Source organism: Serratia sp. X3 (assembly GCF_014982455.1).
Lineage (GTDB): Bacteria > Pseudomonadota > Gammaproteobacteria > Enterobacterales > Enterobacteriaceae > Serratia > Serratia ureilytica.
The window spans coordinates 2,097,790-2,122,324 of sequence record NZ_JADCNB010000001.1 but is presented as its reverse complement, the minus strand read 5'-3'; the positions used below and the strand labels follow the sequence as shown (position 1 = coordinate 2,122,324).

Annotated in this window: 28 protein-coding genes and 2 pseudogenes; 17 read left to right on the top strand and 13 right to left on the bottom strand. The window is 57.7% G+C overall.

The genetic code is table 11. The features are described 5' to 3' along the window. Window positions 1-4 precede the first annotated feature (4 nt). Window positions 5-838 carry a hypothetical protein gene (locus IMX17_RS10250; RefSeq protein WP_193549702.1) on the top strand — a complete coding sequence of 278 codons (834 nt, stop codon included), beginning with the start codon at window positions 5-7 and terminating at the stop codon, window positions 836-838. 39 nt (window positions 839-877) lie between these two features. Here the strand turns inward: IMX17_RS10250 and ybjG are convergent, their stop codons facing one another. Then, window positions 878-1,483 (bottom strand): undecaprenyl-diphosphate phosphatase, encoded by a 606-nt coding sequence (gene ybjG / locus IMX17_RS10245; RefSeq protein WP_033642512.1) that lies wholly within the window; start codon window positions 1,481-1,483, stop codon window positions 878-880. Between the two features lie 5 nt (window positions 1,484-1,488). Then, on the bottom strand, window positions 1,489-2,223 hold the full coding sequence (locus IMX17_RS10240; RefSeq protein WP_046897043.1) for a phosphatase PAP2 family protein: 735 nt from the start codon (window positions 2,221-2,223) through the stop codon (window positions 1,489-1,491). Window positions 2,224-2,514: 291 nt separating this feature from the next. Here IMX17_RS10240 and eco point away from each other — a divergent pair, with 291 nt between their 5' ends. Then, window positions 2,515-3,027, top strand: a complete 513-nt coding sequence (eco, locus tag IMX17_RS10235) for a serine protease inhibitor ecotin (protein WP_033642514.1) — start codon at window positions 2,515-2,517, stop codon at window positions 3,025-3,027. A gap of 203 nt (window positions 3,028-3,230) precedes the next feature. Here the strand turns inward: eco and IMX17_RS10230 are convergent, their stop codons facing one another. Next, entirely contained in the window at window positions 3,231-4,112 is an 882-nt protein-coding gene (locus IMX17_RS10230) for a LysR substrate-binding domain-containing protein (protein ID WP_182264812.1), read from the bottom strand. A 106-nt stretch (window positions 4,113-4,218) separates the two neighbouring features. Here IMX17_RS10230 and IMX17_RS10225 point away from each other — a divergent pair, with 106 nt between their 5' ends. From IMX17_RS10225 to IMX17_RS10210, 4 genes and pseudogenes are all read left to right on the top strand, one after another. Further along, window positions 4,219-4,923, top strand: a complete 705-nt coding sequence (locus IMX17_RS10225) for an SDR family oxidoreductase (protein WP_094142959.1) — start codon at window positions 4,219-4,221, stop codon at window positions 4,921-4,923. Between the two features lie 75 nt (window positions 4,924-4,998). Next, window positions 4,999-5,904: a DMT family transporter gene (locus IMX17_RS10220; protein WP_094142957.1), complete on the top strand. Its 906-nt coding sequence runs from the start codon at window positions 4,999-5,001 to the stop codon at window positions 5,902-5,904. Beyond that, window positions 5,823-6,943: pseudogene (locus IMX17_RS10215) on the top strand (phage late control D family protein). Before IMX17_RS10220 ends, IMX17_RS10215 begins: the two are co-directional and overlap by 82 nt. A 100-nt stretch (window positions 6,944-7,043) precedes the next feature. Then, the gene (locus IMX17_RS10210; protein WP_094142955.1) at window positions 7,044-7,262 is read left to right on the top strand and encodes a DNA-binding transcriptional regulator; all 219 of its coding nucleotides are present in this window, start codon (window positions 7,044-7,046) and stop codon (window positions 7,260-7,262) included. A 293-nt stretch (window positions 7,263-7,555) separates the two neighbouring features. Here IMX17_RS10210 and IMX17_RS10205 read toward each other — a convergent pair whose 3' ends face one another. Then, window positions 7,556-9,244: an aspartate:alanine antiporter gene (locus IMX17_RS10205; protein ID WP_004938680.1), complete on the bottom strand. Its 1,689-nt coding sequence runs from the start codon at window positions 9,242-9,244 to the stop codon at window positions 7,556-7,558. Window positions 9,245-9,538: 294 nt separating this feature from the next. Here IMX17_RS10205 and IMX17_RS10200 point away from each other — a divergent pair, with 294 nt between their 5' ends. Continuing rightward, the gene (locus IMX17_RS10200; RefSeq protein WP_033642521.1) at window positions 9,539-9,928 is read left to right on the top strand and encodes an inner membrane protein YbjM; all 390 of its coding nucleotides are present in this window, start codon (window positions 9,539-9,541) and stop codon (window positions 9,926-9,928) included. Window positions 9,929-9,967: 39 nt separating this feature from the next. Here IMX17_RS10200 and IMX17_RS10195 read toward each other — a convergent pair whose 3' ends face one another. After that, window positions 9,968-10,231, bottom strand: coding sequence for a GrxA family glutaredoxin (locus tag IMX17_RS10195; protein WP_004938676.1), 264 nt, complete (start codon window positions 10,229-10,231; stop codon window positions 9,968-9,970). Between the two features lie 230 nt (window positions 10,232-10,461). Here IMX17_RS10195 and IMX17_RS10190 point away from each other — a divergent pair, with 230 nt between their 5' ends. From IMX17_RS10190 to rlmC, 9 genes are all read left to right on the top strand, one after another. Then, window positions 10,462-10,776, top strand: a complete 315-nt coding sequence (locus IMX17_RS10190; protein WP_046897046.1) for a YbjC family protein — start codon at window positions 10,462-10,464, stop codon at window positions 10,774-10,776. A gap of 56 nt (window positions 10,777-10,832) precedes the next feature. Continuing rightward, a complete protein-coding gene (gene rimK, locus IMX17_RS10185; RefSeq protein ID WP_046897047.1) occupies window positions 10,833-11,735 on the top strand; it encodes a 30S ribosomal protein S6--L-glutamate ligase in 903 nt (300 codons plus the stop codon). 136 nt (window positions 11,736-11,871) lie between these two features. Continuing rightward, window positions 11,872-12,351, top strand: a complete 480-nt coding sequence (locus tag IMX17_RS10180; RefSeq protein WP_004938666.1) for a YbjN domain-containing protein — start codon at window positions 11,872-11,874, stop codon at window positions 12,349-12,351. A 406-nt stretch (window positions 12,352-12,757) separates the two neighbouring features. Beyond that, window positions 12,758-13,867 (top strand): spermidine/putrescine ABC transporter substrate-binding protein PotF, encoded by a 1,110-nt coding sequence (potF, locus tag IMX17_RS10175; RefSeq protein WP_193549701.1) that lies wholly within the window; start codon window positions 12,758-12,760, stop codon window positions 13,865-13,867. 119 nt (window positions 13,868-13,986) lie between these two features. Further along, a complete protein-coding gene (gene potG / locus IMX17_RS10170; protein ID WP_004938650.1) occupies window positions 13,987-15,120 on the top strand; it encodes a putrescine ABC transporter ATP-binding subunit PotG in 1,134 nt (377 codons plus the stop codon). A 24-nt stretch (window positions 15,121-15,144) separates the two neighbouring features. Further along, entirely contained in the window at window positions 15,145-16,107 is a 963-nt protein-coding gene (gene potH / locus IMX17_RS10165) for a putrescine ABC transporter permease PotH (RefSeq protein WP_042784087.1), read from the top strand. Continuing rightward, complete coding sequence (gene potI, locus IMX17_RS10160; RefSeq protein ID WP_042784088.1) at window positions 16,104-16,949, top strand: putrescine ABC transporter permease PotI; 846 nt, start codon at window positions 16,104-16,106, stop codon at window positions 16,947-16,949. Before potH ends, potI begins: the two co-directional genes overlap by 4 nt. A 161-nt stretch (window positions 16,950-17,110) precedes the next feature. Beyond that, window positions 17,111-17,590, top strand: a complete 480-nt coding sequence (locus tag IMX17_RS10155; RefSeq protein WP_046897048.1) for a YbjO family protein — start codon at window positions 17,111-17,113, stop codon at window positions 17,588-17,590. Between the two features lie 69 nt (window positions 17,591-17,659). Beyond that, entirely contained in the window at window positions 17,660-18,787 is a 1,128-nt protein-coding gene (gene rlmC / locus IMX17_RS10150) for a 23S rRNA (uracil(747)-C(5))-methyltransferase RlmC (RefSeq protein WP_046897049.1), read from the top strand. Here the strand turns inward: rlmC and IMX17_RS10145 are convergent. The 8 genes and pseudogenes from IMX17_RS10145 to IMX17_RS10110 form a co-directional block, all read right to left on the bottom strand. Then, a pseudogene (locus IMX17_RS10145) lies at window positions 18,784-19,067 on the bottom strand (type II toxin-antitoxin system RelE/ParE family toxin). The gene rlmC and the pseudogene IMX17_RS10145 overlap by 4 nt on opposite strands. Further along, window positions 19,057-19,308, bottom strand: a complete 252-nt coding sequence (locus IMX17_RS10140) for a type II toxin-antitoxin system Phd/YefM family antitoxin (protein WP_004928423.1) — start codon at window positions 19,306-19,308, stop codon at window positions 19,057-19,059. Before IMX17_RS10140 ends, IMX17_RS10145 begins: the two are co-directional and overlap by 11 nt. Window positions 19,309-19,408: 100 nt before the next feature. Next, window positions 19,409-20,143 (bottom strand): arginine ABC transporter substrate-binding protein, encoded by a 735-nt coding sequence (gene artJ / locus IMX17_RS10135; RefSeq protein WP_015377297.1) that lies wholly within the window; start codon window positions 20,141-20,143, stop codon window positions 19,409-19,411. A 200-nt stretch (window positions 20,144-20,343) separates the two neighbouring features. Then, window positions 20,344-21,012, bottom strand: a complete 669-nt coding sequence (artM, locus tag IMX17_RS10130) for an arginine ABC transporter permease ArtM (protein WP_094142945.1) — start codon at window positions 21,010-21,012, stop codon at window positions 20,344-20,346. Then, on the bottom strand, window positions 21,012-21,728 hold the full coding sequence (artQ, locus tag IMX17_RS10125; protein WP_015377299.1) for an arginine ABC transporter permease ArtQ: 717 nt from the start codon (window positions 21,726-21,728) through the stop codon (window positions 21,012-21,014). Before artQ ends, artM begins: the two co-directional genes overlap by 1 nt. 9 nt (window positions 21,729-21,737) lie before the next feature. After that, on the bottom strand, window positions 21,738-22,469 hold the full coding sequence (gene artJ, locus IMX17_RS10120) for an arginine ABC transporter substrate-binding protein (protein WP_033642533.1): 732 nt from the start codon (window positions 22,467-22,469) through the stop codon (window positions 21,738-21,740). A 32-nt stretch (window positions 22,470-22,501) separates the two neighbouring features. Further along, window positions 22,502-23,230 carry an arginine ABC transporter ATP-binding protein ArtP gene (gene artP, locus IMX17_RS10115; RefSeq protein WP_089192582.1) on the bottom strand — a complete coding sequence of 243 codons (729 nt, stop codon included), beginning with the start codon at window positions 23,228-23,230 and terminating at the stop codon, window positions 22,502-22,504. A 264-nt stretch (window positions 23,231-23,494) separates the two neighbouring features. Further along, entirely contained in the window at window positions 23,495-24,037 is a 543-nt protein-coding gene (locus IMX17_RS10110) for a lipoprotein (protein ID WP_094142943.1), read from the bottom strand. A gap of 159 nt (window positions 24,038-24,196) precedes the next feature. Here IMX17_RS10110 and IMX17_RS10105 point away from each other — a divergent pair, with 159 nt between their 5' ends. After that, a complete protein-coding gene (locus IMX17_RS10105; protein ID WP_004928400.1) occupies window positions 24,197-24,520 on the top strand; it encodes a heavy metal-binding domain-containing protein in 324 nt (107 codons plus the stop codon). Window positions 24,521-24,535 lie beyond the last annotated feature (15 nt).

Genomic DNA, 24,535 nt, shown 5'->3' with positions numbered 1-24,535 from the left:
AACGATGAAAATCAACATTGATCTGGTTCCTGCCGCGTTCGGGGCGCATCGGCAGGCGCTGTTCCGCAATGCGGATTTCACGGTGAGCGCCCATCGCTGCGCAGAGCGCGGGCCAATGCTGACGCTGGCGAATCGACGCGGCGCACTGACGGTCTTGCCGTATCAGGGTCTGGCGATTTGGGACGCTGAATTTGACGGTTACTCATTGAAATCGGGCCGCCGCAGCGGGCGGAGCGCCGGAAGAAAGCGCGATGATGTCGCCGCGTTCTGCCCCGCCTGGCCGAGTCACGACGGCGCATCGCTTCAGATGCAACGCGTGTGGCTGCAACTGGCGGGCGATGAGCTGACGTTGCAGGGCGAAGGCGAGCGGTTGGGCGAGGGATGGCGCATCGGCCCGGCGCTGCGTTTGGCAGCGCAGAGCGCGCAGTTCGCCATTGAGATGAAAGTCACCAATCTGGCCGATCGGCCGCAGCCGCTGCGCTATGTGTGCCGCCTCAACTACGATTGCATTCCCGACGCGGTATTCCGCCAAAACTTGCCGACGCCGGCGCTGTTGGGGGAGGCGCTCGGGCAGGAACTGCTGTGTTCCGAGGATCTGTCTCGCTACGTGGACCGAGCCGAATTCTTTATGCTGGCGCCGCAAGGCCGGCGCTATGTAACGCGTTTCGCCACCGGGCAATTCAACTATGGTCTCCGGCGCATCGCCGTTCAGGGCAACCGGCAGTTGCTTTCCTTTATCCAGCCGGCAAACTGCCGCCCGAATGCGCCAGAGGGTGAGGGAGTGATGCTGGGAGCGGGAAAAACGCGGGCGTTCTGCGTGACCACCGGCGTGGTGTGAAATAAGCAGGGGCGGTAACGCCCCTGTCATGTTGTGCGGTTACTCTTTCACCCAACCGCGGCGAATGGCGAAGGCGAACAGGAAACGATACAGGCGTGACAGCCTGTCGGCGATGACATCGCCGAACAGATTCCACACCAGTTGGGCGAACAGGCAGCCCACCAGACCGAGCAGGAAACCGCCGACCATATCCAGCGGCCAGTGCACGCCGAGGTAAACGCGTGACCAGGCGATGCCGACGGCGACGATCATCAGCAGCACGCCGGACCAAACGCGGTGCCAGAACAGGAACGCCAGCGCGAAGGTAAAGATGGCGGTGCCGTGATCGCTCGGGAACGAGCTGTCCGGCGCGTGTGGCAGGAAGGTATAACCGACGCCGGCGACGAACGGGCGCTCATGCGGCAGCAGCGCGCCGATAGCGGAAGCGGCAAGCATGGCGAACAGCAGCGCGATAGTGGTTTTCGCTACCACCTGGCGTTGCGAAACCAGCTGGCTTTGCGGCCCCCACAGCCACAGACCGACGATCAGCAGCGGCACGATGATGATCAGATCGCGCGCCAAAAAGGTGGCGAAATCGATCATCCATTCGGGAGACGCCGGAGTTGCATTGATCCAGGCGAAAAGAAAATGGTTCAACTGTTCCATAACCGTTACCTCGTCTTGCGGCGCCAATAGCCGCTAACCGTCCAATAAATAGCCAACTGGCTTAACCAAACCCACCAACCCGCCCATAGGTTATGGGTAAGAAAATGTGCGCCGCGCATGATCTGACCAAAGCCCATCAGCATGCCTAGCGCGATGCCGCCGCACCAACACCACCAGGCGAGGCGCGGACGCTGCGGATAAAACAGGAAAAACAACGCCATCACCGCGAAACCGCTCGAGGCGTGCCCGCCGGGGAAACAGCGGCCGGGGCCCGGCAGCGCCGGTACCGCGCCGAACAGCGGGAAGGACATCGCTTTGCCGCCGTACTCAATCAGATCCCACGGGCAGGAGTGCGCGCTGGTGGCTTTGAGAATGCCCACCACCAGCGGGCCGATGCCAATCAGCAGCATGGTCACGATCAGGCGCGCGCTGCGGCGATAGATGCCCCAAAACAGCGTCAGCACCGCGCCTACGATCACTATCTGTTTCAACAGGCGGTGATTGATCAGATCCAGCCAATAATTGTTTTGCCACGGGAAATGCCCGCTGGCGGCATCGTACCAATAGTTGCTGATCGCCCAATCCAGCTGTTCGTTGCGGGAGAGCCACAGAAACACCAGACCGCTGATCAGCAGGCCAAAAACTTGCCAACGGTAAAAGGATGTCGACAGGGAGTAAAGGGCGGTTGTCTTAATTTGCGGTGTCGTTGAGGATTGATTTAATGACGATTCTGGATTCACGCGCAGGCTCGGTGACAGGATTGAATGACGTCACTGTAATAATTCTGTCTTAAGAAAACCTTAGTCCGCCGGCAAGAAAACCCTATCTGATACACCCGCTTGTGCGAAGGTAATCGCTTGTTTTTCTCGTCTTAACCCGAGGGGGTGTTGGATAATTGCTCCGGTTAACGGTTTATATCAGGCGATTGTCACTATTTATCGTCTATTGTAAAGAAGATTAAACCTGTGGCGGCCTTGACGGTAGTGTATTAGTTTATAGTCGGATTATTTGACAAAGTGTAGGGATAAAACATGAACAAGGCATCCGTTGTATTTTCCGGCCTGCTGATGGCCGTTTCCGCCGGCGCTATGGCGGCGACCTCTGGCGATGACGCAGACATGAGCAAACAGCCGCTGGAAAAAGTCGCGCCTTACCCGAAAGCCGAGAAGGGCATGAATCGCCAGGTGATCTACCTGCCGAAGCAAGAGCACGAAGAGAACTACAAGGTAGAACTGCTGATCGGCAAGACGCTGGAAGTGGACTGCAACCGTCATATGATCGGCGGCACGCTGGAGACCAAAACCCTGTCCGGCTGGGGTTACGACTACCTGGTGCTGGAGAAGCTGTCTGAACCAGCCTCGACCATGATGGCCTGTCCGGACAATACCAAGACCAAGAAATTCATCGCCGCCAACCTGGGCGACGCCGCGATGCAGCGCTACAACAGCCGCCTGCCGATCGTGGTGTATGCGCCGAAAGACGCGGAAGTGAAATACCGCATCTGGAAAGCCGAAGACACCGTAAGCCAGGCCGAGCAGAAATAACCGCCGCCTGACGCCGCTCCGCTGGCCATCCCCGGTTGGCGGAGCCTTTCTCCTTCCCATCTCCTTAATTAATTTTTATTTGTGTATCCGGAAGATTGTTGACTACTTGATATCAAATCAAGGCATTACCACGTCTTCTCAACGGAGTAGCTGGTTGGTGGATGGTTGGAAGTTTGCACCATCTGTTAAAATAATCGTCATCACTAATCGGCTTGGAGCGATAGTTGGGTCACGCACCAGTCCCATACCGAATCTCTTGGGGCAAGAGATTCGGATAATCGTTTTCTAACAAGGAAATAGCTGGGCTCTTTGGTCATAGTCTCATCTGTGACCTGCACTAGACGACCGGCCTCAAGATCCCTTGCCACAAACACTCTGCATGCCAAGGCGATACCCTGTCCAGCCAAGGCTGCATCAAGAGCCAGTGTCGTCTGGTTGAATACCGCACCGGGCAACCTGCCGTCTGTACGCAGAAACGTGTGCCAATTACCGTGCGAGTCATGCAGAAGTGGAAGCTTGCTTAGCAGTTCAGTAGAAAGTGGGAGCTGTAAATCTCTGAGCAAATAGGGGCTAGCCACCGCGATCAGTTCTTGGTGGAACAGCAGTTTTGCCTCCAGCCCGGACGGGAATGGGGGACGAGTTAGCCTCACTGCAATATCTACTTGGTCGCGTTCAAAATCGGAGAGTATCTCGGTTGCAACCATGCGCAACTCCACGTAGGGGAGCGCTGCGTTTAGCTCTGCTAAACGAGGGATTAGAAGCTTCGCGGCGAAGGTCGGTGTAACACTGAGCGTGATAATGTCCGGTCGCCCTAAGAGTCGTTCGGTAGCGTCACTGAGCGTATCAAAAGCGCGTGTAACTTCCCTCAGGTAGGCAGTACCCGGTGCCGTAAGAGCCAGGCCGCGCGGTAAACGCTGAAATAGAGTTTGTCCCAGATGATCTTCTAATGCGCGTACCTGCTGAGCGACGGCGCCATGGGTGACGCCTAGTTCCTCGGCGGCGGCTCGGAAACTTAGTCGACGGCCTGAAACCTCGAAGGCACGCAGTGCATTGAGTGGGGGGAGTTTGCGGCGAGATAGTGTCATGGCAATAACCTATAGTTTTTCTACAGTCTAGGGCGTTTATTTATCACGCGAATTTTCAGCTGTCACCTGAAACAATGCGTTCTCTACTTAACTGAAGGAAGATGTCATGACTGAAGATAAAGTTGCACTTATTATGGGTGGTGGATCCGGTATGGGAGCTGCTGCCGCGCGCAGATTGGCTAAGGGAGGCTATCGTGTTGCTATCTTGTCTTCATCGGGTAAGGGCGAGGCTCTAGCTAAGGAATTGGATGGAGTCGGTGTCACCGGCTCGAATCAGTCAATCGAAGACGTGAAGCGAGTCGTGGATCTGACGATGGCTAAATGGGGTAAGATTGATGCGTTGGTTAATTCCGCAGGTCATGGCCCACGTGCACCAGTTCTCGACATCTCTGACGAGGACTGGCACCACGGGATGGATATCTATTTCCTGAGCGCTGTACGTTCGATCCGTCTGGTTGCACCGATCATGGAAGCGCAAGGTGGTGGGGCCATCGTCAACATTTCGAGTACCTGGGCTTTCGAGCCGTCCAGCGTATTCCCGACCTCCGTGGTATTCAGAGCGGGTCTTGCCAGCTTCACTAAACTCTTCGCCGATGCGTTTGCGGCGAAGAACGTTCGCATGAACAATGTCCTGCCTGGATGGATCGACAGCCTTCCCGAGGTCGATGAGCGCCGCGAAAGTGTACCAATGGGACGTTACGGGACTGTAGAGGAAATCGCCGATACCGTGGCCTTTTTATTGTCGGAAGGTGCGGGTTACATCACTGGCCAGAATATCCGCGTCGATGGTGGCGTGACTCGCTCCATCTGAAAACCTTTATCCGCTGTTAAAACGAATCGCCTTTCCTGAGGAAGGGCGCTCGTAACGTTCCCCAAGGAGAATGTGATGTTACGTGCCTATATTGCACTCGCCGCGCTTGGCATAATTTGGGGTTCGAACTTCATCTTCATGAAGTGGGCCACCGATTTTATCTCGCCGGCGCAGACAGTTTTTCTACGTGTACTGTTCGGTTTTTTTCCCCTAGCTTTAGCGGCATGGCGTGCCAAAGTTCTGACGCGTGATCAAATCCGTCATCTTCCGCATTTTGCGATCATGTCGGTGCTGGCAACAACCTTCTACTATTACGGGTTCGTGGCTGGTACCGCCCGCCTCCCATCAAGTGTCGCCGGACTTCTGAGCGGTTCGATCCCTATCTTCACGTTTATCTGCGCCTTCTTATTTCTGAAACAAGATCGCCCGACCGTTCAGATGGCGGTTGGTGTTGTTCTGGGTTTTGTCGGTATTGCACTGAGCGCCCGTCCATGGGAGGGAACAGATGGTGTGGCATTGGTTGGGATATTCTGGATGCTGGCCGGGGCGCTGAGTCTCGGAGTGTCATTTGTTTATGCTCAAGGGTTTCTCTCGTCGTTGAAAGTGCCTCCGCTGGCATTGGCAACCTGGCAGACGGGGTTCGCACTGCTGACCTTGTTAATACTGACCGACTTCGACGGCATGTATGCAATAACAACGAACACCCGAGCACTGTTAGGAGCCTGCGTTGGCCTTGGCATGTTGGGCACAGGCGGGGCATTTTTCTGCTACTACTATATCATCGAAAAACTTGGTTCCGTGAAGGCAGCCGGTGCAACCTATATCGCCCCAGTGGTAGCTGTGTTAATTGGCGTTGCGGTTGGTGAGGATATCAATAGTACCGTCATCCTGTCGCTGGCATTGATTCTAGGGAGCGTAATTCTGATCCAGAGGGGCAAGCGCAGCACCACATCTACACGCAGAACATCCGCAAGCGGCTGATTTCTCTGTCGCTGACGGATAACCGGGGCTTTGAAGCCGACCAACTCGACATCGAGCTGGACGACAGCGACGGACTGATGGCGATGCCTCAGCGCAATGCGGTGCTGTCTGGCAAGGTTCGCCCTTGACGCCAAAAGGCCAGTTTACGGTCGATGAGGTCGAACACCGGGGCGCGCCTGATACGTTGACTATTCGCGCGCGTAGTGCGGATTTTCGCGGCTCGCTGAACACCCGGCGCGATGAGTCCTACCACGACACCACCCTGGGCGACATTGTGCAGATGGTGGCTGCGCGCAATAAGCTGAAAGCCTCGCTGGCCGCCGGTCTGGGCACCATCAAAATCAGCCATATTGACCAGACGCAGGAGACGGATGCGGCATTTATTACCCGACTTGCAACGCTCAACGGCGCGGTGGCGGCGGTGAAAAATGGCGCTCTGCTGTTGTTGCGACCGGGGAACGGCGCCACGGTAGGCGGGAAGCCATTGCCGGTGTTTACCATCACCCGGCAGGATGGCGATCAGCACAGTTTCAGCATTGCCCATCGGGATGCCTACACCGGCGTTACGGCGAGCTGGCTCAACACAAAACAGCCGAAGCCGAAGAAAGTGAAGCTGAAGCGCAAGCCAAAAGAGCAGCATTTGCGTGCGCTGCAACACCCGAAGGCGAAACCGGGCAGCAGTAAAAAACCGGGGAAACCGGCGGAGGCAGCGAAAGGCGATTATCTGGTGGGGGCTGACGATAACGTGTTTGCGATCACCAAAATTTACGCCACCAAGGCTGCCGCGATGCGGGCAGCACAGGCAAAGTGGGAAAAGCTTCAGCGCAGTGTGGCTGAGTTCTCGCTGTCGCTGTCGCTGGCGGTGGGCCGGGCTAACATCACGCCGGAAACGCCGGTACGCGTCAGCGGGTTTAAAGCGGCGATCGATGCGCAAGACTGGATAGTGAGCAAAGTCACGCACAGTCTCAGCAATAGCGGCTTTACGACGGCGCTGGAGTTTGAGGTTTTGCTGTCGGATGTGATTTATGAAGTCTCGTAATGTGAATTGATTTTTTGTAAATTCACTTCAAAGGTAGTTTTGTTCTCGATCGGGCGGAGTATTATCGCGACAAATGAGAGATTGAGAAGAGAATATCAACATGATGCATTGCCCGCTTTGCCGAACTGCCGCCCATGCCCGCACAAGCCGCTATCTAAGTGAGAACACTAAAGAGCGTTATCATCAATGCCAAAACATAAACTGCAGTTGTACTTTTGTGACGCTGGAATCTATTCAGCGGCAGATCGTTTCACCGGGCAAAGTTGATATCGTTCCGCCACACCCAACGCGAAGCAATCAGGGAACACTTTGGATTTAACAAGAAGCCTGCGAAAGCAGGTTTTTTTATGCCCGTAAAATGGCTGTCGCCACTTTGTCGCCACAGGGTAGTTATGTGTTTTTCTTGGCATTGTTTTATAAGGATATTTTTTCAAGGCAACAAAAAACCCGATAATCTTGAACCTAAAAGGCGGGATTATCGGGCTCCACAAAATGGGGACATCAAAGAAAAGCAGTGGCACTAATTCAGACTGCGGCCCCCAACGAAAGTTCTGGCCGGCGACAAAAAAATCAAAATATTTTTATCGCCGATCCATCTCTCCCGCTAATCGATCAGCCGAGTATGCCCGGCCATAGCACCACGATGAGTGAACCCGCCAGCGTTAACAGCACGTTAGCGATGGCGTAGGTGCCGGCGTAGCCCAACGCCGGGATGTTGCTGCGCGCGGTATCGCTGATAATTTCCATCGCCGGCGCGCAGGTGCGGGCGCCCATAATCGCGCCGAACAGCAGGGCGCGGTTCATGCGCAGCACGTAGGCGCCGAACAGGAAGCAGATAATCACCGGCACCAGGCTGACGATCAGCCCGGCGATCAGCATCTGGCCGCCGACCGCGCCCAGGCTGTGGCCGATGCCCGCGCCGGCGCTCAGGCCCACGCCCGCCATAAACACCATCAGACCGAACTCTTTCACCATGTTCAGCGCACCCTGCGGAATGTAGCCGAAGGTCGGGTGGTTGGCGCGCAGGAAGCCGAGCATGATGCCGGACATCAGCAGGCCGGCGGCGTTGCCGATGCCGAACGAGAAGTTGCTGAACTGAATGGTGATCTGGCCGATCAAAAGGCCGATGATGAAGAAGGCGCAGAACGCCAGCAGATCGGTCACCTGGCTGTGAATCGAGATAAAGCCAATTTTCTCCGCCACGCTCTTCACCCGGCGCGCGTCGCCGCTCACCTGCAGCACGTCGCCTTTGTTGAGCACGATGCTGTCGTCGATCGGCATTTCGATCTGGCTGCGGATCACGCGGTTGAGGAAGCAGCCGTGGTCGGTCAGCTTCAGCTGGCTCAGGCGTTTGTTCACCGCGTTGCTGTTCTTCACCACGATCTCTTCGGTCACGATGCGCATGTCGAGCAGATCGCGATCGAACACTTCCTTACCGTTGCGGAAGCTCGGATCCAGCCGCGCGTGGGCGTCCGGGTAGCCGACCAGCGAGATCTCGTCTCCTACCTGCAGCACCGCGTCACCGTCCGGGTTGGCCAGAATGCCGTTGCGGCGGATGCGTTCGATGTAGCAGCCGGTCTGGCGGTAGATGCCCAGCTCGCGCAGGTTCTTGCCGTCGGCCCAGGCCACCAGCTCGGGGCCGACGCGGTAGGCGCGGATCACCGGCAGGTAGACTTTGCGCTGGCTGTCGGTGTCCAGGCCGCGTTCACGAGCGATTTGCTGGGCGGAGGTGGACAGATCCTGGTGCTGCAGCTTCGGCAGGTAGCGCGCGCCAAAAATCAGGCTGACCAGACCGATCAGGTAGGTGAGGGCATAGCCGAGGCTCAGATGATCCTGCGCCGCCAGCAGCGCCGGGCCGTTGACGATGGTGTTGCGCAGCGTATCGCCGGCCCCCACCAGCACCGGCGTGGAGGTCATCGAGCCGGCCAGCATGCCGGCGGTCAGGCCGATGTCCCAGTGGAACAGCTTGCCGAGACCGATGGCGATCACCATCGCCGAACCGACCATCACCAGCGCCAGCATCAGGTAATTTTTGCCGTCGCGGAAGAAAATCGAGAAAAAGTTAGGCCCGGCTTCCACCCCGACGCAGAAAATAAACAGCATGAAGCCGAGATTCAGCGCCTCGGTGTTAATGGCGAAGTGTTGCTGGCCGAGCAACAGGGAAACCACCAAAACGCCAATGGAATTACCGAGTTGGACGGAGCCCAGACGGAGTTTACCGAGGCACAGCCCCAGTGCGAGTACCACGAACAGTAACAGAATGTAGTTACCGTTTAACAAACTAGCGACGTTTATGTTCACGGAGGATAACTTATTGTTTACCAGTAAGTGCTTGATATAGATAACTATAAGAGATAAATTCAGCCTTAAAACGACGTCATAAATCACCACCAGCAGAAAGCGAAGCGAACCATCGTTCGGCGGCGTTCATTCTAGACGCTATGACCGATGACAGCCAGCACAGAAAGCTGATTTCCTGCGCCGCCGTGCGCATTTAACTCTCTTTTGACCAAGGAAAAAATTCGGTTCAGCGTCACCTCACGGGGGGCCGGGCTGATTTCTATTGATGCGGTAATTGGGCGGGGGAGAATTCGCATGACGAGTTATCGATATTGGCTGGGCATTCTCAGCTGTTTTCTGTTGTTCAACCTGGTGTTTCTCGGCCAGCAAACCGGCCTGTTCGGCAGCACGGATCATGAGCACCACGGGGAAACCGGCCTGCTGCTGTTTGTGATCCCCGGCGCGATCGCCAGCTATCTGTCGAGCCGCAAGCGGCTGCTGTGTCCGCTGCTGGGGGCGCTGTATGCCTTGCCGCTGTGCCTGCTGATCCGTCACTTCTGGCTGACGCCGTCCTATTCGTTCTGGCAGGAGCTGGCTTACGCCACCAGCGCGGTGTTCTGGTGCGTGTTCGGCGCGATGCTGATGCTGTTCGCCCTCGGTCTGTTGCACACGCTCCAGCAGCTGCATCGGCGGCAGCGGCAATAAAAAAAGGCGCGTTAAGCGCCTTTTTTGTCGTTCAAAAACTTACTGGAACAGGTTCAGGTGTTCTTTAGCGTAAGCTTCGAAATCGGTGCAACCGCCGATGTGCTTCTCGTCCAGGAAGATCTGCGGCACGGTTTCAACCGGTTTACCGACGGTTTTTTCCAGATCGGCCTTGGTGATGCCTTCCGCGTGGATGTCAACGTAACGGAAGTTGAAATCGTCGCGTTCTTCAGTCAGTTTTTCCGCCAGTTCTTTAGCGCGGACACAATAAGGACAGCCAGGACGCCCGAAGATTACTGCAAACATGCAACGCTCCTTAATTGGATTTTCAAAAAATTGTTCGCTACCGCAACGACATCCCGTCACCGAAAAAGTCATTACCTGCGTCAGATGGCGCCTACTATGCCCGTTGAGGCGGTGAAAAAAAAGCAGGAATTACCTGTTAATCTGATTCATGTAACCAATTAGTCTGCCGGGGCTGTCGCCGTCGACGGGAATTCACTACACTTGGGGCAGACCTTCTGGAGAAGAAAAATATGCGTTCATTCGGTGACTTACCGCGCCCGGTGCTGGTGTTGGAAGGGCTGGGCATCGTGATGCTGGTATTGGCCTACCTCAGCATTCACGGCCACCTGCAGCTGCCGGGCTGGCTGGCGTCGCAACAGGCGGCGGTCGGCATGATTTTCCTCGGCGTGGCGCTGATGGTGCCGGCGGCGGCGTTTCTGGTATGGCGCGTGGTGCAGGGTTTCGGGCCGCTGATGCGTGGCGGCCTGCCGCCGGAAAACGATCGCCGCAAGCCGCAAGATGCGGACGCATCGAAAAATCATCAGGACGGCGATCCGCGCGCCTGAGCGCCGCGGCCGCTAACCCGCCTGCGGGGCAGGCGTTGGCCTTTTTGGGGTGACGAGTGAAAATTGCCATTCTTTCTCGCGACGGATCGCTCTATTCATGCAAACGGCTGCGTGAAGCGGCGGAAGATCGCGGGCACAGCATCGATATCATCGATCCGCTTTCCTGTTATATGAACATCAACCCGGCGGCGCCGACCATTCACTATCGCGGCCGTCAGCTGGAGCGTTATGACGCGGTGATCCCGCGCATCGGTTCCGCCATCACCTTTTACGGCACCGCGGTGCTGCGCCAATTCGAGCTGCTCGGCAGCTACCCGCTCAACGAATCCGTGGCCATTACCCGCGCCCGCGACAAGCTGCGTTCGCTGCAACTGCTGGCCCGGCAGGGTATCGATCTGCCGATCACCGGTTTCGCCCATTCACCGGACGATACCGGCGATCTGATCGAACTGGTCGGCGGCGCGCCGCTGGTGGTCAAACTGGTGGAAGGCACGCAGGGCATCGGGGTGGTGCTGGCGGAAACTCGCCAGGCGGCAGAAAGCGTGATCGACGCCTTTCGCGGCCTGAACGCCCATATTCTGGTGCAGGAGTACGTGCGCGAAGCGCAGGGACGCGATGTGCGCTGCCTGGTGGTGGGCGGCCGGGTGGTGGCCGCCATCGAGCGGCAGGCGAAGCCCGGCGAGTTTCGTTCCAACCTGCACCGTGGCGGCACCGCCCGCAAAGTGACCGTCACCGCCAGGGAGCGGGCGATTGCGGTCAAAGCGGCGAACACGCTGGGGCTGGACGTGGCCGGGGTGGATATCCTGCGCGCCGAGCGCGGCCCGCTGGTGATGGAGGTCAACGCGTCACCGGGGCTGGAAGGGGTGGAAACCACTACCGGGCTGGACATTGCCGGCATGATGATCGAATACATCGAGCAGCGCGGCCGGCCGGGGTTCCGCCTGAAATCAGGCGGCTGACGGTACGCGCGTTGCGCTTTTCCCGCCGAGCAATATCTTAATTAGTGAATTAAGCCGCATTGATCGTGGCGTATCGGGTGAATATTCCGTAAGCTATGCGCCTTTTCGCGTTTTGAATATTGTGAGGCTGGTTATTATGGATTCACTCATTGTCCCCGATTTGGCGCTGTTGCGGCGCTGGCTGGATCAGTCGGGCATTTCTTTCTTTGAGTGCGATTCCTGCCAGGCGCTACACCTGCCGCACATGCAGAACTTCGACGGCGTGTTCGACGCCAAGATAGATCTGGTGGACAACGTCATCCTGTTCTCCGCGCTGGCCGAGGTGAAGCCGACCGCGCTGATCCCGCTGGTGGCGGACCTGAGCCAGATCAACGCCAGCTCGCTGACCATCAAGGCCTTTGTCGACATTCAGGACGACAACCTGCCGAAGCTGATCGTCTGCCAGTCGCTGAGCGTGGCGGTCGGCATCACCTACGAGCAGTTCACCCACTTCATGCAGCAGGGCGAAGAGCAGGTCTCGATGGTGATCCTCGAGGCGCGGGCGAACGATCTGCTGTTTATGGGGGATGAAGAAGAGATCCCCGCTGGCGCCGTGCGTCAGCCGATGTTGCACTGATCCTCGCTGTACCTTAAGCATGCCGTCGCTCCGGCGGCATGCTGCCGTGACTCCCCTCCGCAATTAAATATTCTGCACTTTGGCCTCTGCCGCCCGATCTTTCTCGGCTTTTACGCCGTTAATGCCGTATCACATAGAGAAAAATTGCATAAAAAATCGATAAATGGCGTTTTTTACCCTGGGGGCTGGCGGGTTGCGATGGCAGCGGCTATGCTGCTGATTCTGCAAAGGGCTTGCGATTTCCCTTGTAACCACGCGAGCAGGGCAGTGCAAAAAGGCGCATGCAATCATATGCATAGCCATTCATTTCGCGGTTGCAACGATTGCGCTCAATCAGGAAAGGTTTTGTATCGCTGCAGATACAAGTTCAATTCTATGATTTACCCTGTTTTGGAGGAAGTTACGGATGGTCACCCAACGTAAAAAGTGGTTATCGGGTGTGGTTGCCGGGCTGTTGATGGCCGCGTCCGTCACGGCGTCAGCCGAAGAGAAAACGCTGCACGTGTATAACTGGTCCGACTATATCGCGCCGGATACCCTGGCCAAATTCCAGAAAGAAACCGGTATCAAAGTGGTGTACGACGTCTTTGACTCCAACGAAGTGTTGGAAGGCAAACTGATGGCGGGCAGCACCGGTTACGATTTGGTGGTCCCTTCATCCAACTTCCTCGAGCGTCAGTCGCAGGCCGGCATTTTCGAGCCGCTCGACAAGAGCAAGATCCCCAACTACAAAAATCTCGATCCCGAGATGCTGAAGCTGGTGGCGCATAACGACAAAGACAACAAATACGGCATCCCTTACATGATGGTGACCACCGGCATCGGCTATAACGTCGACAAGGTGAAAGCGGTGCTGGGCAAAGACGCGCCGGTCAACAGCTGGGATCTGATCTTCAAGCCGGAAACCCTGGAGAAGCTCAAGAGCTGCGGCGTCTCCTTCCTCGATGCGCCGAGCGAGGTCTACGCCACCGTGCTGCATTATCTGGGCAAAGATCCCAACAGCACCAACGCGGCGGACTACACCGGCGCGGCCAACGATCTGCTGCTGAAGCTGCGGCCGAACATCCGCTATTTTCACTCTTCTCAGTACATCAACGATCTGGCGAACGGTGACATCTGCGTGGCGATCGGCTGGTCCGGCGACGTGATGCAGGCGGCCAACCGCGCCAAAGAGGCGAAGAACGGCGTGAATGTGGCCTATGCGATCCCGAAAGAGGGGGCGCTGACCTACTTTGACATGTTCGCCATGCCGGCGGACGCCAAAAGCAAGGACGCCGCCTACCAGTTCCTGAACTTCCTGCTGAAGCCGGATGTGATGGCGGACATCAGTAACCACATTTACTACGCCAATGCGGTGAAAGATTCCACGCCGCTGGTGAACGCCGAAGTGCGCGATAATCCGAACGTCTATCCGCCGGCCGATTTGCGCGCCAAGCTGTTCACGCTCAACGTGCAGTCGCCGAAGCTGGACCGTGTCATTACCCGCGCATGGACTAAAGTTAAAAGCGGGAAGTGATGATGGGGGAGCCCCCATCGTCGGTAAACCGGCAGGCGGGTGTTCCCCGCCTGCATTGCCGTTTTGGGCCACGGCGCTCGCTGTGGTTTTGTGCCGCTTTACGCCGGAGAGCACCCCGATTGAACGACGCTATTCCTCGTCCTCAAGCCAAGTCGCAGAAGGTTTTCACCCCTCTGCTGGAAATCCGTAACCTCACCAAAACCTTCGACGGGCAGAATGCGGTCGAAGACGTCAGCCTCACCATCTATAAGGGTGAGATCTTTGCGCTGCTTGGCCCGTCCGGCTGCGGCAAGTCCACCTTGCTGCGCATGCTGGCCGGCTTTGAGCAGCCGACGGAAGGGCAGATCGTGCTCGACGGGCAGGATATGTCGCATGTGCCGCCGTACCAGCGGCCGATCAATATGATGTTTCAGTCGTACGCGCTGTTCCCGCACATGACCGTGGAGCAGAACATCGCGTTTGGCCTGAAGCAGGACAAAATGCCGCGAGCGGAGATCGCCGAGCGGGTGGCCGAAATGCTGGCGCTGGTGCACATGCAGGAGTACGCCAAGCGCAAACCGCACCAGCTTTCCGGCGGTCAACGGCAGCGGGTGGCGCTGGCGCGCAGCCTGGCCAAGCGGCCGAAGCTGCTGCTGCTGGATGAGCCCATGGGCGCGCTGGACAAGAAGTTGCGCGACCGCATGCAGCTGGAAGTGACCGACATTCTCGAGCGCGTCGGCGTGACCTGCGTGATGGTGACGCACGATCAGGAAGAAGCGATGACCATGGCGGGGCGCATCGCCATCATGAACCGCGGCAAGTTCGTGCAGATCGGCGAGCCGGAAGAGATCTACGAGCATCCGAACAGCCGCTTCAGCGCCGAATTTATCGGTTCGGTCAACGTCTTCGACTGCGTGCTGCAAGAGCGCCACGACGATGCGCTGATCCTGCAAAGCCCGGGGCTGCGTCATGCGATCAAAGTGGATCCGGACGCCTCGGTGGTGGACGGCGTGCCGATCCAGGTCGCGCTGCGGCCGGAAAAGATCCTGCTGTGCGAACAAGTGCCGGAAGACGGCTGCAACTTCGCGGTGGGGGAAGTGGCGCACATTTCCTATCTGGGCGATCTGTCCATCTACCACGTGAAGCTGCACAGCGGGCAGATCATCAGCGCCCAGCTGCAAAACGGCCATCGTTTCCGCAAGGGGATGCCCACCTGGGGCGATGAAGTGCGTCTATGTTGGGAAACCGACAGCTGCGTCGTGTTGACGGTGTAGTGGAGCCGGTGAGGAGTAACCCGTATGACCCTGCTTTCTGAACGCGCGCCGGAACCGCCGGCCAAAGCGCCCGGTGCCCTCAGGGCGCTGTTCCATCGCCTGCTGATGGCCCATGGCCGTAAGCTGGTGATCGCGCTGCCGTATTTATGGCTGACGCTGCTGTTTATGCTGCCTTTCCTGATCGTGTTCAAGATCAGCCTGGCAGAGTTGGCGATGGCGGTGCCGCCCTACACCGAGCTGATGAGCTGGGTGGACGGCAAACTGAACATCGCGCTCAACTTCGCCAACTACCTGCAGCTGACCGACGATCCGCTGTATATCGACGCTTATCTGCAGTCGCTGCGCGTGGCGGCGGTTTCGACGCTGTGTTGCCTGATCATCGGCTATCCGCTGGCCTGGGCGGTGGCCCACAGCAAGGCGTCGACCCGCAACATCCTGCTGTTGCTGGTGATCCTGCCTTCCTGGACCTCGTTCCTGATCCGAGTCTATGCCTGGATGGGCATTCTGAAAAACAACGGCACGCTGAACAACTTTCTGATGTGGTTAGGGGTGATCGACCAGCCGCTGGTGATCCTGCACACCAACCTGGCGGTGTATATCGGCATCGTCTATTCCTACCTGCCGTTTATGGTGTTGCCGATCTACACGGCGCTGATCCGGCTGGATTACTCGCTGGTGGAGGCGTCGCTGGATCTGGGCGCCCGGCCGCTGAAAACCTTTTTCAGCGTGATCGTGCCGCTGACGCGCGGCGGCATCATCGCCGGCTCGATGCTGGTATTCATTCCGGCGGTGGGGGAGTTCGTGATCCCGGAGCTGCTCGGCGGGCCGGACAGCATCATGATCGGCCGCGTGCTGTGGCAGGAGTTCTTCAATAACCGCGACTGGCCGGTGGCCTCGGCGGTCGCTACCATCATGCTGCTGTTGCTGATCGTGCCAATATTGTGGTTCCACAAGCACCAGAACAAGGAAATGGGAGGCCAGGCATGAACAACTTGCCGGTAGTGCGTTCACCGTGGCGCATCGCCATCCTGACTGTTGGCTTTACCTTCCTGTATGCGCCGATGCTGATGCTGGTGATTTACTCCTTCAACAGCTCCAAGCTGGTGACGGTGTGGGCCGGCTGGTCCACGCGCTGGTATAGCGAACTGTTCCACGATTCGGCGATGATTAGCGCGGTGGGGCTCAGCCTCACCATCGCCGCCGCCGCCGCCACTGCCGCGGTGGTGCTGGGCGCCATCGCTGCGGTGGTGATGGTGCGTTTCGGCCGTTTTCGCGGCTCGACCGGTTTTGCGTTTATGCTGACCGCGCCGCTGGTGATGCCGGACGTGATCACCGGCCTGTCGTTGCTGCTGCTGTTCGTGGCGATGGGGCACGCCTTCGGTTGGCCGTCGGAACGCGGCATGTTCACCATTTGGCTGGCGCATGTCACCTTCTGTACCGCTTATGTGGCGGTGGTGATCAGTTCGCGTCTGCGCGAGGTGGATCGCTCAATTGAAGAGGCGGCGATGGACCTGGGAGCGCCGCCGCTGAAGGTGTTTTTCGTCATCACCTTGCCGATGATTGCGCCGGCGCTGATCTCCGGCTGGATGCTGGCGTTTACCCTGTCGCTGGACGATCTGGTGATCGCCAGCTTCGTCTCCGGCCCGGGCGCCACCACGTTGCCGATGCTGGTGTTCTCCAGCGTGCGCATGGGGGTGAATCCGGAAATTAACGCGCTGGCCAGCCTGATCCTGCTGGTGGTGGGCATTCTCGGCCTGATCGCCTGGTGGTTTATGGCGCGCTCGGAAAAACAACGATCGCGTGAATTGCAGCGGGCGGCCCGTAGCTGAATCGTAACAAACCTGCTATTTTTGCAATCAATAAGTATTGCAACTAACTACCTGACTTTACATGCGCCATTTGAATGGCTCCAATGAATTTCACACTGCCGCCAACAACGCGGCAATGTGAAAGGCGTAGGGGCAGTGGCGCGTCGTAGCGGAACACGGATATGTCAGACATGCTGAAAAGCGGGCAGGGAATAAGATCGACTGCAGATGCGCCGGTGCCGGTGATGGTGGCGGGCACCGCCATGGTGGCGATCAAGTGTATCAGCGTGGTGCTGCTGCTGGGCGAGCTGGGCGTCGACGGCGCGAAGGAGTTCGTCAGCACCAGCGCGCAGGCGTGGGATTCCACCTTTATCTTTCTGGCCGGGCTGATGCTGCTGTGCCTGCAAATCAGCTGCGGTTTTGCGGTGATGCGCGGCCGCAACTGGGGGCGCTGGGGCTACGTGGCCTGTCAGTGCATCGTGGTGCTTTACCTGCTGCTGGCCACCATCGGCAGCGTCTTCCCCGAGGTGTTCACCGTGGAGGGGGAAACCAGCGGCCAAATCCTGCACGTTCTGATCCTGCAAAAAATCCCCGACGTGGTGATCCTGGCGCTGCTGTTCGTTCCTGCCGCCAGCCGCCGCTTCTTCGCCGCGCGCAAGTGAGATTTTAGGCGCGCGGAGTGGTAAACTCTGCGCCCTTAATTCGTCATCCTGAACTTCACGGTAACCTTCATGCATTGCGCTTTGTATACGGCGGGCACCTGCCGTTCCTGTCAGTGGCTGGAAAAGCCCTATCCGCAGCAACTGGCCGACAAACAGCATCACCTGCAATCGCTGCTGGCCGGGCACGATGTCGCGCAGTGGCTGCAGCCGGTGGCGGGGGAGCTGAGCGCATTTCGCAATAAGGCCAAGATGGTGGTCAGCGGCAGCGTAGAGCGCCCGCTGCTCGGCATGCTGCACCGCGACGGCACGCCGGTCGATCTGAGCGACTGCCCGCTGTACCCCGCCGGCTTTGCGCCGATGTTTGCGGTGCTGAAAAGCTTCATCGCCCGGGCGGGCCTGACGCCGTATAACGTGGCGCGTAAACGCGGCGAGCTGAAATACCTGTTGTTGACCGAAAGCACGTTAGACGGCGGCGTGATGCTGCGCTTCGTGCTGCGTTCGGAAACCAAGCTGGCGCAGCTGCGTGCCGCGCTGCCGTGGCTGCAGCAGCAGTTGCCGCAGCTCAAGGTGATCTCCGCCAATATTCAGCCGGTGCATATGGCGATCATGGAAGGGGAGCGCGAGATCGCGCTGACCGAACAGCAGGCGCTGGAGGAACAGTTCAATCAGGTGCCGCTGTTCATCCGCCCGCAAAGCTTCTTCCAAACCAACCCGCAGGTGGCCGCCGATCTTTATGCCACCGCCCGCGACTGGGTGCGCGCGCTGGGTATCGACAGCATGTGGGATCTGTTTTGCGGCGTCGGCGGTTTCGGTCTGCACTGCGCGCAGCCGCAAACTCGCCTGACCGGCATCGAAATCAGCGCGGAAGCGATCGCCTGCGCGCGCCAGTCGGCGCAGCGATTGGGGTTGCTGCAGGTCGATTTTCAGGCGCTCGACTCCACCCGTTTCGCCACCGCCGAAGGGCAGGTGCCGCAGCTGGTGTTGGTCAACCCGCCGCGCCGCGGCATCGGCCAGGCACTGTGCGATTATTTGAGCCGGATGGCGCCGGAATATATTCTCTATTCCAGCTGCAACGCCGAGAGCATGGCGAAAGATATCGAGATGTTGCCGGGCTACCGCATCGAACGGGTGCAGCTGTTCGACATGTTCCCGCATACCGCGCACTACGAAGTGTTGACGCTGTTGGTGCGGCGTTAAAGGCGCTTTTTGGCAGCCGTGTAAGCCGCTGAACGTTCGCGTTTGCCCACAGACAGGACCAGAACCACGATCTCCGTTTCCATGACGCGATATACCAAACGAAAGCCTGAGGCTCTGAGTTTGATTTTGTAGCAATCGGGCAAACCGGCGAGTTTGTTGGCGGGGACGTGGGGATTAACCAGCACCGATGCCAGCTTTTTTTTGAACTGTTCCCGGATCACCGGGGACAGTTTTTAAATTCCTTCAGCGCATGTTCTTCGAATTCAAGCTTATAAGTCATCCAAATTGACCTTAATGCGTTTGCCGTTCATCCGTGAACGAACGATTTCAGCGAGTTCGATATCTTCCAGGTATTCCGCGATCGCCTCCCAGGTTTCCGGAGAGACGTAATATCCCGAAATCTTACCGTTGGTCAGGACGGCGACCGGTTGCCCTTGTGCCTCTTTAAGGGCGGCGTTGGGCGATTTCTTAAAATCGCTGATGCTGACAGCCGAGTCGGCAAGAATGGGTTGAACCGTCATGATGTTATCCTTGATGCTAAATTCAGTATTAAATTTAGCACTAACCGAATGGGGGGCAATCGGATGGAGCCGCCGAAGGAGGGCGACTCCACAGGCGGACTTACTGCGGGAACCATTTGTCGTTGATGGCCTTGTAGGTGCCGTCGGCCTTGATGGCGTCCAGCGCGGCGTTCAGCTTGGCCAGCAGCGCCTGATTGTCCGGGCGCACCGCGATGCCAAGGCCGGTGCCGAAGTATTGCGCATCGGTGATATGTTCGCCGACCGGCGCCAGCTGCGGGTTGGTTTTCAGCCACTCGTTCACCACGGCGGTATCGCCGAAGACGCCGTCGATACGGCCGTTTTTCAGCTCCAGAATAGCGTTCTGGTAGCTGTCGTAAGAGACGGTGTTAATCTCCGGGTGCTTGTCCTGCATGTATTTCTGGTGGGTGGTGCCATTTTCCATGCCGAGCTTTTTGCCTTTCAGATCCGCCAGCGAGCTGAACTTGCCTTTTTGCGCGATCACAATCGCCGAGTTGGCATAGTAAGGTTGGGTGAAGGCGACCTGTTTGCTGCGCTCCGGCGTGATATCCATACCGGAAATCACCGCATCGTATTTTTTGAATTTCAGCGCGGCGATCAGGCTGTCGAACGCCTGGTTGGTGAAAGTGCACTGCGCCTGCATCTGTTTGCACAACGCGTTGGCCAGGTCGATATCGAAGCCGACGATCTGGTTGTTGGCGTCCAGCGATTCGAACGGCGGATAGGTGGCGGAGGCGGCGAAGCGGATAGTCTCGGCCGCGGTGGCGTTAAAGGTCATTCCGGCCAACATCGTCGCGGCAAGCAGCAGTTTTTTCATGCGTAGAGCTCCTGTCTGGATCCTGAAAGTGATTATTTCGCTATCGTTTGTTTTTACTGGTAATCGCCAGAGGTTTTTGCGAGGACACCTGCTGATAACCCTGCCATTAAGTGAATTAAAATGCAATATAAATGATTAAATATTGAAATGGGGGTAAAAAAAGCCCCGCGCAATGGCGGGGCTGGAGAGGGGGGATGGCTTCAGTTGCGGCGCTCAAACGCCAGCGCGCGGCGCTCCACCAACCGCATCAGCAGCGTCAGCAGGCCGTTGACGCACAGGTACACCAGACCTGCGGCGCCGAACACCATCACGTCGTAGGTGCGGCCGTACATCAGCTGGCTATAGCCCATCACTTCCATCAGCGTGATGGTGTAGGCCAGCGACGTGCTTTTGAACACCAGCACCACTTCGTTGGAGTAAGACGACAGCGCGCGCTTGAAGGCGAATGGCAGCAGAATGCGCAGCGTCTGCCGGCGCGACATGCCAAGCGCTTCGCACGACTGCCATTGTCCGGCGGGGATGGCGCGCACCGCGCCGTAGAACAGCTGCGTGGTATAGGCCGCGCTGTTCAGCGCCAGCGCAATCATCGCGCACAGCCAGGGCTGCGACAGCAGGTTCCACAGCCAAGGGTAGTCGCGGATCGCCGGAAACTGACCGGGGCCGTAGTAGATAAGGAAGATCTGCACCAGCAGCGGCGTGCCGGTGAACAGCGTCACATAGGCCTTGACCAGCGGCGTCAGCACCGGCGTTTTCAGCGTCAGGATCACCGTCAGCAGCAGCGACAGCACCAGTGCGACCAGCAGCGCGGCGACGGTCAGTGTCAGGCTGGTATGCAGCCCTTTGAGGATTTCCGGTAAATATTCAATCATCAGGCCGGCCCCCGCTCAAACCGCGTGGCGCGCAGTTCAATGCGCTTGATGACGTATTGGCTGAATAGTGTCACCAGCAGGTAGATGGCCGCCGCGATCACGTACCAGGTAAAGGGTTCCTGGGTGCGGGTGGCGATGCTCTTGGTTTGCAACATCAGATCGTTCACGCTGATCAGCGACACCAGCGCGGTGTCTTTCAGCAGCACCAGCCACTGATTGCCGAGGCCGGGCAGGGCGTGGCGCCACATCTGCGGCATGATCAGGCGAAAGAAGATCGCCGCTTTGCCGAGACCCAGCGCCTGGCCGGATTCCCACTGCCCCTGCGGCACCGCTTTGAGCGCGCCGCGCAGCGTCTGCGAGGCGTAGGCGGAATAGAGCAAGGCCAGGGCGATCACCCCGCACAGGAACGGGCTGACTTCGAAATTGTCGATCGCCAGCTGAATCGGCAACTGAAACAGACCGAGGTTAAGGGTAAAGCCGTCGGAGAGCATCAGCAGCAGCTGCGACGAGCCGAAATAGATAAACAGCACCACCAGGATTTCCGGCAGGCCGCGCAGCACGGTCACCCAGGCGGTGCCGAGCCAGCTGACGGCTTTCCAGCGGGACGATTCCCATACGGCGAACAGCATCGCCAGAATCAGCCCGAGGATCAGGGCGCAAACGGCAAGGCCGACGGTCATGCCGGCGGCGCTTGCTAAAGGTTGTAATTCATTCATCGGGGCGTATTACTGCTGGAACCATTTTTTGTAGATGGTTTCATAGGTCCCATCCTGCTTGATCTTGTCCAGGGCGGCGTTGAACTTGCCCTGCAGATCGGTATTTTTCTGGCGTACCGCGATGCCAAGGCCGGTGCCGAAGTAGTCTTTATCCGTTACTTTAGCGCCTACTGTCGCCAGCGCGTCATTCTGCTTCAGCCACTCGTTGACCACCGCGGTATCGCCGAACACCGCATCAACGCGGCCGTTCTTCAGATCCAAAATGGCGTTTTGGTAGCTGTCGTAAGGCACGGTGGTGATTTCCGGGTGCTTGTCGGTCAGGTATTTTTGGTGAGTGGTGCCGTTTTGCACGCCGACTTTCTTGCCTTTCAGCGCCGCCACGTCGGCGATTTTGCCTTTCTGCGCGATGAACAGCGCCGAGTTATCGTAGTACGGCTTGGTGAACAGCACCTGCTTTTCACGCTCCGGCGTAATGTCCATACCGGCCATGACCGCATCGAAACGCTTGAACTTCAGGCTCGGGATCAGGCTGTCGAACGCCTGATTGGTGAAGGTGCACTCGGCCTGCATCTCTTTGCACAGCGCGTTGGCCAGATCGACATCAAAACCCTGAATTTTGTTGCCGGCGTCAATAAATTCAAACGGAGGATAAGAGGCTTCGGTAGCGAAACGGATGGTTTCGGCTGCGGAGGCGGAAACGCTGATGCCGGCCAGAACGGCGGCGATTATTAGTTTTTTCATCGCAAACTCCCCAAATTACAGCAAGTTAATTGTTAGTGTGATAAGTAGTTGGCAAACTCGGTGGTCCGCGGCTGCGTGAAGTGGCTGCTGTCGCCTTGCTCCACTACGTGGCCGTTTTCCATGTACACCACGCGGCTGGCGGTCTTGCGCGCCACTTCCACTTCGTGGGTGACGATCACCTGAGTGATGCCGGTGCCGGCCAGTTCGCGAATGATGCTGACGATCTGGGCGGTGATTTCCGGATCCAGCGCCGCGGTCGGTTCATCGAACAGCAGCACCTGCGGCTCCATCATCAGGGCGCGAGCAATCGCTACGCGCTGCTGCTGGCCGCCGGAAAGGTGCAGCGGAAAGCGATCGGCGAAGTCGGTCAGGCGCAGACGCTTGAGCAGCTTGTCGGCGCGCTCCATCGCCTGAGCCTTGGTCAGACCCAGCACGCGGCAAGGCGCTTCGATCAGGTTCTGGACCACGGTGAGGTGAGGCCACAGGTTGTATTGCTGGAAGACCATGCCGACATTTTGCCGCAGTTCGCGAATGGCTTTTTCGCCCGGCGCCTGCTTGAAATCGAATTGGTTGCCGGCGATCTTTAGCTGACCCGAACGCGGCATTTCCAGCAGGTTCAGCACCCGCAGCAATGAACTTTTCCCGGCGCCGCTTGGGCCAAGCAGCACCAGGGTTTCCCCGGCTGGACATTCCAGCGTGATGTCAAACAGCGCCTGGTGAGCGCCGTAATAGCAATTGATACCGTTAAGTTGAATACTCATGCGCCAGAATTGAATAGACATTGATGCCGCAAATGTTAACTTCCACAGAATACTTATGCAATCTTTGTGCGTTAAAATTTATGAGTGTGCGGCGGGACAGTAAAAGATTAGCACAAGATACCGCGACTCAGGCCGAGGGAGGGGATTTGTGGCGCAGGCTGTGAGATCGGTAGCGAAATTTTTTCTATCGGACGAAATCTGAACGGCGCAAGGAGAGGTAGGAACGACCGACGCGGTGGGCCCGCGTCGGCCGGGGAGTGCGGGTTATCGGTTTTCCAGCACCTGACGCACGCTGCCGTTGGTGGCGTGCGCTGGAACATTCAGGTAGCGAATATCATCAACTACCCAGCAGGTGCCTTCGCGCACCATCAGCACTTCGTCTTGCCAGTTCACGGTGCTGTTGGCGTCTTTCTGGTAGCTCAAATCAACGCGCAGCGGGATGTTCTTCGCATCGGTGTTGGGAATGGTCGAGGCGCTGGCGACGGACGCGCTGCTTGGCCCCTGCGCGTTGCCGGAGAATAGATCGCCGGTTATCTGATGCTTGCCCGGATTTTGAGTGGCGCTGACCAGATCCTGATACAGCACGTTGCTTAGATAAGGCTGCAGCTGCGCCAGGCGGTTGCTGTCCGGCAGGCTGGAGCCTTGCTGGATGCGCAGGTCATAGAACTTTTGCGCGACCGTATCCGGGCCGCCTTCCACACAGCTGCCGCTGCGGGTGCCGATTTCCTTGTATGCCGGTTCCACCGTGGTACAGGCACTCAGCAACAGCGCTAAGGGTAAAACAGCCGCAATCGTTTTTGTTTTCATCTTATTACCTTATGTGAAAGTCTCTACCATGAAGACCGATAGCTTACAGTATAAATGCGTTTTTTGGCCTTGCATTCGTACTGCGTGCCATTGATTAAGCGAACATAATGCCAATCTTCTGGTCATAGATACGTTGAATTAATCAAACAAGGAGTTCTGATGCAGCTTTCAACTACCCCGACCCTGGAAGGGTTTACCATCACCGAATACTGCGGTGTCGTCACCGGCGAAGCGATCCTCGGCGCCAACATTTTTCGTGATTTTTTCGCCGGCGTGCGCGATATCGTCGGCGGCCGCTCGGGCGCTTATGAGAAAGAGCTGCGCAAGGCGCGCCTGATCGCGTTCGAAGAGCTGGAAGATCAGGCGAAAGAGCTGGGCGCCAACGCGGTGGTCGGCATTGATATCGATTATGAAACCGTTGGCAAAGACGGCAGCATGCTGATGGTGACCGTCAGCGGCACCGCGGTGAAAGTGAGCCGCTAACGCCATGCTTTCTTT

What these genes read in the sequence shown, in the direction of transcription:
- IMX17_RS10250 (WP_193549702.1), top strand. Translation starts at nt 5, where the DNA reads ATGAAAATCAACATTGATCTGGTTCCTGCCGCGTTCGGGGCGCATCGG.
- ybjG (WP_033642512.1), bottom strand. Translation starts at nt 1,483, where the DNA reads ATGGAACAGTTGAACCATTTTCTTTTCGCCTGGATCAATGCAACTCCG.
- eco (WP_033642514.1), top strand. Translation starts at nt 2,515, where the DNA reads ATGAACAAGGCATCCGTTGTATTTTCCGGCCTGCTGATGGCCGTTTCC.
- IMX17_RS10230 (WP_182264812.1), bottom strand. Translation starts at nt 4,112, where the DNA reads ATGACACTATCTCGCCGCAAACTCCCCCCACTCAATGCACTGCGTGCC.
- IMX17_RS10225 (WP_094142959.1), top strand. Translation starts at nt 4,219, where the DNA reads ATGACTGAAGATAAAGTTGCACTTATTATGGGTGGTGGATCCGGTATG.
- IMX17_RS10220 (WP_094142957.1), top strand. Translation starts at nt 4,999, where the DNA reads ATGTTACGTGCCTATATTGCACTCGCCGCGCTTGGCATAATTTGGGGT.
- IMX17_RS10210 (WP_094142955.1), top strand. Translation starts at nt 7,044, where the DNA reads ATGATGCATTGCCCGCTTTGCCGAACTGCCGCCCATGCCCGCACAAGC.
- IMX17_RS10200 (WP_033642521.1), top strand. Translation starts at nt 9,539, where the DNA reads ATGACGAGTTATCGATATTGGCTGGGCATTCTCAGCTGTTTTCTGTTG.
- IMX17_RS10195 (WP_004938676.1), bottom strand. Translation starts at nt 10,231, where the DNA reads ATGTTTGCAGTAATCTTCGGGCGTCCTGGCTGTCCTTATTGTGTCCGC.
- IMX17_RS10190 (WP_046897046.1), top strand. Translation starts at nt 10,462, where the DNA reads ATGCGTTCATTCGGTGACTTACCGCGCCCGGTGCTGGTGTTGGAAGGG.
- IMX17_RS10180 (WP_004938666.1), top strand. Translation starts at nt 11,872, where the DNA reads ATGGATTCACTCATTGTCCCCGATTTGGCGCTGTTGCGGCGCTGGCTG.
- potF (WP_193549701.1), top strand. Translation starts at nt 12,758, where the DNA reads ATGGTCACCCAACGTAAAAAGTGGTTATCGGGTGTGGTTGCCGGGCTG.
- potH (WP_042784087.1), top strand. Translation starts at nt 15,145, where the DNA reads ATGACCCTGCTTTCTGAACGCGCGCCGGAACCGCCGGCCAAAGCGCCC.
- potI (WP_042784088.1), top strand. Translation starts at nt 16,104, where the DNA reads ATGAACAACTTGCCGGTAGTGCGTTCACCGTGGCGCATCGCCATCCTG.
- IMX17_RS10155 (WP_046897048.1), top strand. Translation starts at nt 17,111, where the DNA reads ATGTCAGACATGCTGAAAAGCGGGCAGGGAATAAGATCGACTGCAGAT.
- rlmC (WP_046897049.1), top strand. Translation starts at nt 17,660, where the DNA reads ATGCATTGCGCTTTGTATACGGCGGGCACCTGCCGTTCCTGTCAGTGG.
- IMX17_RS10140 (WP_004928423.1), bottom strand. Translation starts at nt 19,308, where the DNA reads ATGACGGTTCAACCCATTCTTGCCGACTCGGCTGTCAGCATCAGCGAT.
- artJ (WP_015377297.1), bottom strand. Translation starts at nt 20,143, where the DNA reads ATGAAAAAACTGCTGCTTGCCGCGACGATGTTGGCCGGAATGACCTTT.
- artM (WP_094142945.1), bottom strand. Translation starts at nt 21,012, where the DNA reads ATGATTGAATATTTACCGGAAATCCTCAAAGGGCTGCATACCAGCCTG.
- artQ (WP_015377299.1), bottom strand. Translation starts at nt 21,728, where the DNA reads ATGAATGAATTACAACCTTTAGCAAGCGCCGCCGGCATGACCGTCGGC.
- artJ (WP_033642533.1), bottom strand. Translation starts at nt 22,469, where the DNA reads ATGAAAAAACTAATAATCGCCGCCGTTCTGGCCGGCATCAGCGTTTCC.
- artP (WP_089192582.1), bottom strand. Translation starts at nt 23,230, where the DNA reads ATGAGTATTCAACTTAACGGTATCAATTGCTATTACGGCGCTCACCAG.
- IMX17_RS10110 (WP_094142943.1), bottom strand. Translation starts at nt 24,037, where the DNA reads ATGAAAACAAAAACGATTGCGGCTGTTTTACCCTTAGCGCTGTTGCTG.
- IMX17_RS10105 (WP_004928400.1), top strand. Translation starts at nt 24,197, where the DNA reads ATGCAGCTTTCAACTACCCCGACCCTGGAAGGGTTTACCATCACCGAA.